We start from the raw sequence: 12,096 nt of genomic DNA on the forward strand, positions 1-12,096 counted from the left end.
AGCCACTTATTTGAAATCACGGGCATACATCTGTGCATAATGGCCTTGTTTTTCCATTAGCTCGCTATGAGTACCAAGCTCAACAATCTGCCCAGCGTCTAGCACTGCAATGCGATCAGCAGACTCAATGGTCGTCAGACGATGCGCAATCACTAAAGTAGTACGGTCTTGCATCACATTATCGAGTGCCTTTTGAATATAGAACTCTGACTCGTTATCAAGGGCACTCGTCGCCTCATCCAGTATCAAAATAGGCGCATCTTTTAATAAAGCACGCGCAATCGACAAACGCTGACGTTGACCACCTGATAGCTGCAAACCCTCAGCACCGATCTGGCTCTGATAGCCTTGAGACATCTGCATGATAAAGTCATGCGCAAAGGCATCTTTTGCAGCCGCTTCCACTTCAGCCTGTGACTTGTTGGCCAGACTACCGTAAGCAATGTTATTAAAAACTGTGGTATTAAACAGTACCACTTGTTGATTGACCATCGCAATCTGAGCGCGCAAGCTCTCAAGAGTAATGTCCTCGATAGGCACACCATCTATCGTAATCTGCCCTGAGGTAGTGGTGAGCGTACGGGTTAATAAGTTAACCAATGACGACTTACCAGCACCACTACGTCCAACTAGGGCTACTGTCTCACCCGCTCGTATATCCAAGCTAAAGTCTCGCAAAGCCACTGTCGAATCAGGATAGACCAGGCTGACATTATCCAGTTTAATCTCGCCAGATAATTTGGGGTTAAGTATGCCTGTATCTTTTTCTTCAGGCTCATCTAGCAAGGCAAATATAGACTCACCCGCCGCGATGCCACGCTGCAATTTTTGGTTGACATCCGTTAGTGAGCGTACGGGCTTACTGAGCAGCCCTGCCGCTGCAATATAAGAGATAAACTCACCTGCTGAGATACTGTCAATCACTGATGGACGTAGAGCAAGCCATACCACCACCGACATTGCCATCGCCATCAATAGCTGCACTGCTGGAGTGTTGATACTATTAGTCACCACGACCTTCATGCCTTGGCGCAAGTTCTTTTTGGAGACATCATCAAAACGCTGTGACTCGTACGCTTGACCACCATAGTTTTTGACTACATGATAGCCGCTGATCACTTCGTTGGTGATATGACTGACATCACCCATGGTTTCTTGAATGCCTTTGGACAGTCTCAAATAGCGCTTAGAAGCAAAGTTAACCAACCATAATATTGGCGGTAGTACTAAAAATAGGATCAAGGTTAAACGCCAGTTGGTATAAAGCAAGAATCCAATCAAAGCGATTACGGTCAAGCCATCACGTAGCAATGTCTTCATTGAATCAGTGCTGGCGGCCGTCACTTGCTCAACATCAAAAATCAATTTAGATGAGATGGTACCCGCTGGATTGGCTAAATAGAAAGAGCTTGGTAAACGCAGGAGTTTGTTAAATACCTGTACCCGAATCTCATAAACCAGATTACGCGATACCAAGGCTGAAAAGTAATTACCCAAGAAGCTACCAACTCCGCGCACAAAAAACAGCATAATAATCAAAGCGGGAAACCAAGCTTGTTTGCTGCGATCATTTTGATTGATGGCATCAGTGATGTATTGCAGCATCTTAGCGATCCAAATCTCTGTCGCCGCATTAATGGCAAACCCTACTACTGTCAATAGTAACGCCCACCAGTACGGCTTAAGATATCTTAATAATCGTAGTAAGGTCTTAATTTTAGATGGTGGCATTGCCTGTGCAGTCGCATCAGAGGTTTTGGTTACATCGGATTGGCCCATAAAAGCCTCAGTTCAGGTATGAATAGATAAGTTGGTAACATCAGTCGATAACGTAAATCGATAAAATAGTTAGAAGGTGCGACTACATAAAAAGCGGGTTAATGATAATACACAACCACAGCAAACAATGACAATCAGTAGGGTTAATATTTATTGCGCTAACGACTGACCAATTGGCATCACCGTACTGATATTTAAGTTGATAAACCCCATTTTACCAGCCACATCCATCACCTGCACCACAGACTGGTGCGTCGCATTCGCATCAGCCGCAATCACAAACAGCATATCACGCTCACTACCCACTTCTTGCTTTAGCATATTGGTCAGCTCAGCCGCATTATTGTTAGCCAGACTGATGCCATTGACCAGATAACTACCGTCCTCTTGTACCGCCACCTCAATACTCTCAAGCTGCTCGGTCATAGCCACCCCTTCAGCTTCAGGTAAGACGATGTTTAAGCGGCTAAAATGATTGAATGAGGTCGCCAATAGTAAAAACACAATTAAGAACAGCAAGCAATCAATCATCGGTGTCAGATTGATTTCGAGCGGCTCAACGGTAGGTTTTCTAAAACGCATGGCAATATCTCTGATAGACATAATCTTATAAAACAAGATTTTTAGTAAGAAGCCTTCATAGCTCTTTTTGTTTCATGGCTCTTTTTATTTTATAGCAACTTTAGTTTGACAGTCACTTAAGAAGTAGTGACGGCTGCTTTTTGCGCTGACTGATGCATACTTTCAGGTTCGAAATCTAACGCATCGCTTAACGCCTTTTTCTCTGAATCTACGCCTTTTTCTATAGCTATCGCTGCATCCATAGAGGGTAAGCGCGCCTCTGCCAACAGCTTATAATCATAAAGCTCTTGAATCATAAGCCCTGCTTCCGTTTCAAACTGAGCATTAATATCGACAATGCGGCGCTGGAAATAACGATATGCTACCAATGCTGGTATCGCCACAACCATTCCCGCAGCGGTGGTAATCAACGCCTGTGAGACGCCTGCTGCCAGTAAGGTGGGATCTTGCATCGCACCATCTGTGATGGCCAAAAATGAAGATATGATTCCCAAGACTGTCCCTAACAAGCCAAGCAATGGCGCAATCGCCCCAATTGTCCCGAGCATATTGATGTTTTTTTCTAGCTGATGTACCTGCACGCTAGCACGGTTTTGCATGTGCATGGTCATTGAATCCAAACCATAATGACGGTAGAGTAAGCCAGTGGCCAAAATATCACCCAGCGGTGTCTTTTCTTTGACATTCATCAATTGTGTGCGACCGATATCACCGTTTTCACGCAAGCGATTAATCAGCTGTTCACGCAATCTACCAGGTACTATTTTCTCAAACTGTAGGGTACTACTACGCTCAATGATGATGATCAGCGCAACGATTGAACAGACGACGATAGGCATCATCAACCAACCGCCAGCCTTTACCAACTCCCACATAACGACTCTCTTATTTATATTGTCAATCTACTCAAGACATATAACTACTGCTTACAAGCAAGACTATTACTTAATAAAAATCACGTATAGTATAGTGCAAGAAAAATACCTAAAAGCTAAGTATGCTCTTTAAAGAATGACCATGCAGGTTATTATATTAGCGCTGCGCTTCTAAATGCTTGATTAACGCTGACAGCTCATCTTGATTGTGAAAAAATATCTCCACGCTCCCTTGGCCGTCTTTCTTGTGCTTTAGCTTCACCTCAGCCCCTAACATATCTGTGAGACGCTGCGTCAAACGCTCAGCATCGCGAGACTGTGCTTGTTCTGTGCGGTCAACTTTGGGGGCAGGATTCAATATTGATTTGACCAGCTTCTCAGCTTCGCGCACGGTCATGCCGCCATCGATGATTTTTTGTGCGATGATGGGCTGTTGCTCGGATGATAATGCCAGCAGTGTGCGTGCGTGACCCATATCTAGGGCGCTGTTGGCTAAATGGTCTTTGACCGTATCATGCAGCTGATTTAGTCGTAGAAGATTCGATACCGTGGTACGCGCCTTGCCGACTACCTCTGCAATCATGGCGTGACTCATACCAAATTCCGTATGAAAACGCTGTAAAGCAGCCGCCTGCTCAATCACTGATAAGTCTTCACGTTGGATATTTTCAATCAGTGCTAAGGCTATGGCCAACTCATCTGACAAAGCACGCTCAATCGCAGGGATGACTGATTTTCCCGCCATTTTTGCCGCACGCCAGCGGCGCTCACCAGCGATGATTTCGTGAGTCACCTCTGCTGAGCTTTTATCTTCACTGGCCAATAGCGGCCGAATGACAATAGGCTGCATAACGCCGTGCTGCTCAATAGAAGATGCCAGCTCAGCTAACGCCGTCTCGCTCATATCACGGCGCGGCTGATACTTACCCGCTTGCAACTGCGTCACCGCAATCTGCACCAAGCTGATTTGATCTTCAGGAATACTGGTATCGACGCTTTCGCTACGTGTTTTGGCATGACTACGGGTACTACGCGGCGCCCGAACCGTTGTTTCGGCAGTGGTCTTTTTGTTGGTTTTGGCAGCGCTGCCTTTAGACTTAGCAGCTATTTGGGTGTCAGGCTTAGTATTATCTGGCACGTCAGAATCACTTAACTTATGATCACGTAATCTAGGCTCACGTAGCTCAGAGCCGTGCATAGCCGTATCGTCTTGCAAAGCAGAGGCGGTAATTTGCTTTTCTTTTTTGATTGACCCTAATAAGGCATCTAAACCTCGATTGGCAGCCAATCCTCGTTTTTTCGCCATGATTACCTATCCTTTAACGCTAAAATAAAAGCCCAATGATTGTTGATAGCTCTTTACTAATACAGCTACTGATATCGTTACTTATTAAATACTTTACTGTCTGACTACTCATTCGTTGTCGTTCGTCGCTGCGCACGTCTAGCTGCTTTGCTTCATCACTTCAGCTGCTAGCTTTTGATACGCGCGCGCACCTTTTGACCATCTCTCATAAGCAATCGCAGGTAGACCGTGTGCAGGAGCTTCTGCCAAACCAACATTTCTTGGAATGTGGGTTTTGTACATAATATCGCCAAAGTGAGCTTCAAGCTCCGCAGAGACATCGCGAGCGAGCGTGTTGCGCGCATCAAACAAGGTTCTCACTACACCGCGGATATACAGCTTAGGATTAAGCTCAGTGAGACGCTCAATGGTCTGCGACAAGTCGGCTAAACCTTCTAATGCATAGTACTCGCACTGCATCGGAATAATGACGCTATCAGTGGCAACCAACGCATTAATCGTTAACAGATTTAAGCTGGGCGCACAGTCTATAATCACATAATCATAGGCGTCTTTATTGGTCGCTACCTGATCACTGACCAAGTCCGCCACTGCCGTTTTAAACAGCTCGTGACTGTTGGTTTGTCCCATCAAGGTAACGTCCATGCCTGCCAATTCACGATTGGCACCGATGACATCAAAGCCTGCTGGACTTTTAACAATAGCATCAGCTAGAGAAACCCCGTCCAGTAGGACATCTGCCATTGTTAATTCTAAATCATTTTTATCTAAGCCAGTCCCACTGGTCGCATTGCCTTGTGGATCTAGGTCAATCAGCAGGACATGCTTGCGCTTGGCAGCCAAACTGGCGGTCAAATTTACCGCTGTCGTGGTCTTACCAACGCCGCCTTTTTGATTCGCAATGGCTATGATTTCCATACACTCACTCAATTTAATTAGGATCTATGACTGTTTTTACTCTAATAACTCTTAAAACGTGTTCAACATTCAACCATGGCTCTGACAGAGACTATTCGTAATATATTCAACACACTCTCCTGCTAAAGACTATACGATAACGTCTGTTCTATAAATCAGTTTTAATTAATTTTGTAAGAACTGCCCTACTTAAAGCACTCCGCTATCGAAACACTATACTACTTAGATGCTTGCAGCTTATCAGATGCTTGCAACTTACTATTTAAGTGCCAGCGCTCAATAAATGCTAGCAGTAAATATGTTTCACAAGATTATATACTGTTTCATGATTAAAAACGTGCTCATAGCTTAGACATTTTTGTCAGACATTTCAATCAAATGACGACTATCGTGTAAACGTGGTACGTCAAGTTTAATGGTCTTAATCTGCCACTCCGCTTCAAGTGCTTGTAGCTCTTCATCCGTAGGCGCTTTGCCTTTCATCGCACATAAACGACCATGATCTGCCAATCGCGGCTGTGCTACTTCTACAAAATCTATCAAGCTGGCAAAAGCTCGAGAAGTCACCACATCATAGCTGGCATCATGCGCTTCAATACGAGAAGCAATGGGCTGCATGTTGGTCAAACCAAGCTCACTACTGATCTGCCTAATAAAACGAATCTTTTTTTGATTGCTATCAAGTGCCGTACATGCGCGCTCAGGCTGACAAATCGCGACAATAACGGCTGGCAACCCAGCACCTGTACCGATATCTAACAACGACCCAGGCGGTAAATGCGGTATAATAGCCAAGCAATCGATGACATGCTTGATCAACGCCTCTTCTGGATGGGTAATGGCGGTCAAATTATACGCTTTATTCCATAATAAAAGCTGGTCTAAGTATAATAATAGCGTACGCTGCTGCGTCTCACTTAAAGGCAAACCTAACTCGTCTATTGCCTGCGCTAAGATATTAGCCAACGTTGGTAACTGCGTGCCAAGCTTTACAAAGCCAGTAGGATCTATACTGACAGTAACCGTGCTAGCAGACGATGAAGCGGTTTTAGCGGAAGCTGACATACAACAAATCATCCAGTTTTGACATGTGAACCGTCTATTTTATCATGCAGGCTGCCTATTGAATAGTTGCAGATTGCGCCAATGTCCGCCATCTTATACTATCTGCACTGACATTGAGACGTTATTCTTCATTGATAGGGTCAAATTTACTATTGATTCGTTATTTTTAATAAAGCTATTAGATCAATTATTGACTCAGTTACTGACTCAATCAGCCACGTATATATGATACAAAACTGCCTTTAATAATCTGTCTAAAACACTGCCACATCTTGTAAGATGGATGGTGGAAACTAGGGCGTGTTCTCATTTTAAAAATGGAGATAAAAATGAGATAAATTGCCGTCAAACAAGGAAAATAGCGCAGATAATATCGGGATATTACCTAGCTATTTAACGCTGTTTGGCAAGATTTAGCCATTTTTAGCCCATTTAGGTATCCTTCGTTTGAATTGAGGACACGCCCTAAGATAGATTAAGATAAACAATGACAACATACCTATTCACAAAACATCTGTTTTATAAAATACTTACCTTAAAACCTCTTCTACTTTAAAAATGAATAACCTACGCCTATGACCGAACAGCTAACTGCTCCTATGACACAAACTTCAGACGCTATCGATGCAACCACTGTGACCGAAAACGACCCTGTAGCAGTAAACAACCAAGCTGAAAAAGATCAGCAAGATGCCCTATCACCTCATCCGATATTTGCAGAGGTCAATCAGCGCTGCCTGATAACTGCTGAGCAGCTCAAGCGTTATAGTGATGCCGATAGCTTACCGACCGACACACGCACAGCTCCAGACTTAGATATTGGCTTTGGGCAGCAGCGCGCGCTCAAAGCCTTACACACGGCACTAGATGTTAATGCTAGTGGCTATCATGTGTTTGCTGCTGGAGAAAACGGCCTTGGCAAACGTACCGTTATCAGTCGCCTACTACATAAAATCGCTGGCGACGCACCAACACCTGATGACTGGGTTTATGTGCATAACTTTACCGACCCACGCACCCCATTGGCACTATCCTTGCCTGCTGGACAAGCGCATTTATTACAGCAGCAAGTCAACGAATTATGGACGCAGGCCAAAAAACGCTTAAGCCAGCGCTTTCGTAGTGATCAGTATCAAAGCAAAATTGAAGCCATCAAAAACGAGACCCATCAAAAAGAAAGCCTCGCTTATGACGCCCTAAATGCTGAGGGTAAACAGTATGACTTGGCTCTGACCTTTCGCTCGCATGACAATAAAGCGATATTTGTACATCCGAGTAAACTGTCTGCAGAAGAAAACGAGCAGTTTACAGATGACACAAAGGCATCTAGCAGCCATAGCCATAAAAGCCAGACAGCGACAGAAAAAACGGCGCGTACTACTGCAGACGATTTCAATGATGATGACCAGAATGACAATAATGAATACGGCACTAGCAGCAATTACGAGTCTGAGCTGAGTAATTTCACCCAAAAGAACCACATGCAAAAGCGTCTTAGTCAGCTGACCATCACTTTAGAACAACTAGAAGATGAGGCCAATGATGCGATAGAAGCCCTACATCGCAATATTGCACGCCGCGCGCTACAGCCTTTATTTGCGCCCATTCGTCAGCAGTTCTCTAAGCTGCCGCCTGTCATTACTTATCTTGATGCCATATTTGCCGATATGGTCACCCATGCCCCGCATATCGTCAATGGCGATGATGAAGAGTTTGTCACTGCTGTATTGGCGACCACTCCTAGCCGCTATGCAGTCAATGTCATGGTGAGTCATGACCCTGAGGATGGCGCACCAGTCATCTTTGAAGACTTGCCGACTCACTTGAACTTACTAGGACATGTTGAGCAAATTACTCAGTTAGGTACCGTCACCACCGATGTCAGTATGATACGTGCTGGCGCCCTACACCGCGCCAATGGGGGTTACTTAATTTTAGAGGCCAGTCACCTACTCGAGCACCCTTATGCTTGGCAAGGTCTCAAACGTGCCTTACAATCACGCAAAATAAAACTGTCTAGCCTTGAGCAGATGCTCACCTTAACAGGCAGTTTGTCGTTAGCACCGGCACCGATCGACCTTGATATTAAAGTCATTTTGCTCGGAGAAGCAGATTTATATTATGAACTGTTAGAGTTAGAGCCAGAGTTTGATGCCGTATTCAAGGTTCGTGCTGACTTTCATGATGACGTGATTCGCACCAACGAGCATGAATTGGCGCTGGTTGCCAAAATGGCCGACATCATCGATTATGCCAAGCTTTATCCTTTTGATAGTAGCGCACAAGCAGCACTGCTTGAGCATCTCAGCTTGCAAGCCGAAGACCAAGACCGTCTGAGCCTGCACAGCGATCGTCTTATTAAGCTGTTGCATGAGTCCAATCGCCATGCACGCCTAAGTGGAGAAAACATCGTCGACGACTCTCATGTTGCCCAAGCCATCAGCGACATGGTTGAGCGCTCAGGCTACTTGCGCGACTTGTACTGGGATGAGCTAAAAACAGGCCAGCAGCTGATTAATACGCAAGGTGAGGCCGTCGGACAAGTCAATGCCTTAACTGTCGTCAGCTATGCCGATAGCGAGTTTGGCATGCCAGCACGTCTCACCGCTGTGATTCAGCCCAATATCGGTGCTGGAGAAATCCTAGATATTGAGCGTGATGTCGATCTGGGCGGCAGCTTACACGCCAAAGGCATGCTGATTATGACCAGCTACTTGCGGGCATTATTTAGCCAACATCATGCACTCAATTTTAGCGCCTCCCTAGCATTCGAGCAAAGCTATGCCCATATCGACGGCGATAGCGCCACTGTCAGCGAAGGCTGTGCGCTGTTATCCGCCTTAGCAAACGTTCCTATCAATCAAGCCTTGGCGATTACTGGCTCTATGAATCAGCTGGGAGAGGTACAAGCCGTTGGCGGTATTAACGCTAAGATTGCCGGTTTCTTCGATGCTTGCCGCGAGCAAGGCATGACAGGGCAACAAGGAGTCGTCATACCAATGGCCAATGTCAAGCAATTGATGTTGCGTGACGACATCATTGCCGCCGTTGCAGCAGGCCAATTTCATATTTATGGCGTGCATACCTTAAGTGACGCACTCACATTGATGACAGGTTTACCCATCGACACGATGAACAAAAAAGGCCGTTATCGTAAAGACACTTTATTTGGCAAAGTCTTGCGCCGTTTGCTGTTATGGGATGAAAACCAAGGCACAGATGATGATGTCGATGACAAAAAATCTAAAAAGAAAGCCAAGAAGAAACGCAATGCCAAACGCCAGAAAAAAGAAGATGAGAGAAAACAACAACGCAAAAAAGAAACAGACGTTAGCAAAGATGATATGACAGATAATGACATCGAGCAGAAATAGTTAAAATTTCACGCTGGGTTTTTGATACTGAGTTTGCACACTAGGCTTGAAAATAAAAGCCAAATCTTATCGATGCTTGAAGTTTTTTTGCTTTTATAAATGGCTTTGATGATTTATCTGCGATAGGGTATCTTAAATGAATTATCTTAAATACTGTATTTTAAGTACTGTGTCTTAAGTACGATGCAAGCAGCAACCATAATAGATAAACTTAGCATACAGACTTAAGCTCTTTTGAGACTGACAACTTCATATAGGTAACCTCTCAATGACTGCGCCAAACGCTAACGCAACTGACATCTCGACTCTTAACGCTCATGAAGCGCAGGCAGATCAACCGTCTGCACCCTCTGACGATGAGACTGCTAATATGGCTGCCGATACAGCAGCCAGTCGTCATGGCGCCGCAACCACTGCGCGTCAATGGCAAGTATTGTCTCAGCTGCAGCGCAATCGCTGGGTAGGAACCACCCATATCTATGAACAGCTCAAACTGGCAGGATTTGATGTCAGCTTACGCACGGTGCAAAGAGACCTAAATGCTCTAGCCAAACGCTTCCCTATCGAAAAAAACAATGCTAACCCACAAGGCTGGCGCTGGAAAGATGACGCGCCTCTACAAAGCTTACCGCATATGAACTTATCGCAAGCGGTCGCCTTCAATATGGTCGAGGCCAATCTTACACAGTTATTACCGCCTGCTATTTTGGATGAGCTGTTTCCTTGGTTTGATTTGGCACGGCGTCAACTAAAAAACAGCAAAGTCACTCATTCATGGATTGATCGGGTGCGTATAGAGCCTGCGACGCAAGCATTGATTGCCCCGCATATTGACTTGGACAGTAAAGACAACATTTATCATGCTCTCTTTTATCAATTGCAAATCAAAGCCTGCTATACCCGCAGCAATAGAACAGAAGCCAGCGAATATGTGTTAAATCCTATCGCGATCATTCAGCGCGGCGTTATCATTTACTTGCTAGCGACCCGTGTTGACGACCCTGACTTCATCATCCGCACTTTTGCCCTGCACCGCTTTGAAAGTGTAGAGATACTCGAAAGCACAGCTGAGACACCTGATAACTTCCATCTGGATGATTACTTGGAGGCAGGCAGTATGGGCTTTACTCATCCCCTATTAAGCCAACTGCCTGATCATGGCAAAAACACCGCTATTGAGTTACATTTTACCAAACGAGCTGGTAAAAGCCTGACAGAGAGCAAGCTGAGTGACGATCAAACGGTGACGATCAACGATGATGAGACCCTAACAGTGAACGCAACAGTCAATCTGACCTCGCAACTGGTCTGGTGGCTACGTGGTTTTGGTAAAGGTTTATTAGACGCCAAGCCGCAGCTACTTTATCAAGTGGTCTTGGATAAAACGCTAGAAGATAACAATAAGCCCTAATATTTGAATGATCAACAGACCCTAATATTTAAAAGAATAACTTAATATTAAACAAGGATTTTCATGCCCACTACTGCCTCTCTACCACCATTGTCAGAAAACCTAAAAGCACTGGGGCTAACCACCGATACCATAGCTTTTGGCTTAAACTATGAGTTTACCAAAACCGAACCCAAAGGCATGATGAAGCGCTTTAAAAAAAACCAAAGCGCAATTGATATCGATATAGCCTGCATACTTTATGATGACAATTGTACGATAAACGACATGGTTTGGTTTAAGCAGCTGCGTGATAAGACCGAGTCCATTCGCCATCAGGGCGATAGCCTAAATGGTAAAGACCGCGGTGAGCAGGCATTGTACGATGGGCCGCTGGATCAAGAACAGATTCGCCTTTATTTGCATAAGATACCAGCCCACATTAACAAGATTGGTCTACTTGCAAGCTCATACTATGGACAGCCACTCGGCAAGGTTAAAGCCGGTGAAGTACACTTAAGCGACGATGAAGGCAACCGCGCTTTTACAGTGAATTTAAAACAGCTACCACGCGATTGCCACTCTGCTTGGATTGCCAGTTTGCAGCGCGGGGTCGATGATTGGCATTTGACGCTACAAAACCTACCGCTCTCTACCAATGACTTACAAGGTGCCGCGCAAGAGGTCGCCCACGAGTTAGCACGCGCAATTCCTGTCCCGCAAGCGGTTCGCACTTAATCAGAGCTATATCTTAATCAGAACTACCTATAAAAAAGCTGGAGACCTAAAGTTTCCAGCTTTTTACGT

9 protein-coding genes are annotated in these 12,096 nt (G+C 45.0%); 3 read left to right on the forward strand and 6 right to left on the reverse strand.

The genetic code is table 11. The features are described 5' to 3' along the window. Positions 1 to 6 precede the first annotated feature (6 nt). The 6 genes from msbA to rsmG all read right to left on the reverse strand — a co-directional run bounded on the left by msbA (position 7) and on the right by rsmG (position 6,525). Positions 7 to 1,731 (reverse strand): lipid A export permease/ATP-binding protein MsbA, encoded by a 1,725-nt coding sequence (gene msbA, locus JMX03_RS09485; protein WP_201598006.1) that lies wholly within the window; start codon positions 1,729 to 1,731, stop codon positions 7 to 9. 198 nt (positions 1,732 to 1,929) lie between these two features. Continuing rightward, the gene (locus tag JMX03_RS09490; RefSeq protein WP_201596393.1) at positions 1,930 to 2,361 is read right to left on the reverse strand and encodes an ExbD/TolR family protein; all 432 of its coding nucleotides are present in this window, start codon (positions 2,359 to 2,361) and stop codon (positions 1,930 to 1,932) included. Positions 2,362 to 2,477: 116 nt separating this feature from the next. Continuing rightward, entirely contained in the window at positions 2,478 to 3,236 is a 759-nt protein-coding gene (locus JMX03_RS09495; RefSeq protein ID WP_227695578.1) for a MotA/TolQ/ExbB proton channel family protein, read from the reverse strand. Between the two features lie 157 nt (positions 3,237 to 3,393). Next, the gene (locus JMX03_RS09500) at positions 3,394 to 4,542 is read right to left on the reverse strand and encodes a ParB/RepB/Spo0J family partition protein (protein WP_201596395.1); all 1,149 of its coding nucleotides are present in this window, start codon (positions 4,540 to 4,542) and stop codon (positions 3,394 to 3,396) included. Between the two features lie 138 nt (positions 4,543 to 4,680). After that, entirely contained in the window at positions 4,681 to 5,460 is a 780-nt protein-coding gene (locus tag JMX03_RS09505; protein ID WP_201596397.1) for a ParA family protein, read from the reverse strand. Between the two features lie 348 nt (positions 5,461 to 5,808). After that, positions 5,809 to 6,525 (reverse strand): 16S rRNA (guanine(527)-N(7))-methyltransferase RsmG, encoded by a 717-nt coding sequence (rsmG, locus tag JMX03_RS09510; protein ID WP_201596399.1) that lies wholly within the window; start codon positions 6,523 to 6,525, stop codon positions 5,809 to 5,811. Between the two features lie 575 nt (positions 6,526 to 7,100). On the opposite strand from rsmG, the gene JMX03_RS09515 reads away from it, so the two are divergent. From JMX03_RS09515 to JMX03_RS09525, 3 genes are all read left to right on the forward strand, one after another. Continuing rightward, on the forward strand, positions 7,101 to 9,899 hold the full coding sequence (locus JMX03_RS09515; RefSeq protein WP_201596401.1) for an ATP-binding protein: 2,799 nt from the start codon (positions 7,101 to 7,103) through the stop codon (positions 9,897 to 9,899). 370 nt (positions 9,900 to 10,269) lie between these two features. Beyond that, complete coding sequence (locus JMX03_RS09520; RefSeq protein ID WP_406947744.1) at positions 10,270 to 11,310, forward strand: helix-turn-helix transcriptional regulator; 1,041 nt, start codon at positions 10,270 to 10,272, stop codon at positions 11,308 to 11,310. Positions 11,311 to 11,373: 63 nt separating this feature from the next. Continuing rightward, positions 11,374 to 12,027, forward strand: coding sequence for a TerD family protein (locus JMX03_RS09525; RefSeq protein WP_201596405.1), 654 nt, complete (start codon positions 11,374 to 11,376; stop codon positions 12,025 to 12,027). The last annotated feature ends 69 nt before the right edge of the window (positions 12,028 to 12,096 follow it).

The organism is Psychrobacter fulvigenes (assembly GCF_904846155.1).
GTDB classification, from domain to species: domain Bacteria; phylum Pseudomonadota; class Gammaproteobacteria; order Pseudomonadales; family Moraxellaceae; genus Psychrobacter; species Psychrobacter fulvigenes.

Coding starts and splice junctions, on each gene's coding strand:
- rsmG (WP_201596399.1), bottom strand. CDS start 6,525: ATGTCAGCTTCCGCTAAAACCGCTTCATCGTCTGCTAGCACGGTTACT.
- msbA (WP_201598006.1), bottom strand. CDS start 1,731: ATGCCACCATCTAAAATTAAGACCTTACTACGATTATTAAGATATCTT.
- JMX03_RS09505 (WP_201596397.1), bottom strand. CDS start 5,460: ATGGAAATCATAGCCATTGCGAATCAAAAAGGCGGCGTTGGTAAGACC.
- JMX03_RS09500 (WP_201596395.1), bottom strand. CDS start 4,542: ATGGCGAAAAAACGAGGATTGGCTGCCAATCGAGGTTTAGATGCCTTA.
- JMX03_RS09515 (WP_201596401.1), top strand. CDS start 7,101: ATGACCGAACAGCTAACTGCTCCTATGACACAAACTTCAGACGCTATC.
- JMX03_RS09490 (WP_201596393.1), bottom strand. CDS start 2,361: ATGCGTTTTAGAAAACCTACCGTTGAGCCGCTCGAAATCAATCTGACA.
- JMX03_RS09495 (WP_227695578.1), bottom strand. CDS start 3,236: ATGTGGGAGTTGGTAAAGGCTGGCGGTTGGTTGATGATGCCTATCGTC.
- JMX03_RS09525 (WP_201596405.1), top strand. CDS start 11,374: ATGCCCACTACTGCCTCTCTACCACCATTGTCAGAAAACCTAAAAGCA.
- JMX03_RS09520 (WP_406947744.1), top strand. CDS start 10,270: ATGGCTGCCGATACAGCAGCCAGTCGTCATGGCGCCGCAACCACTGCG.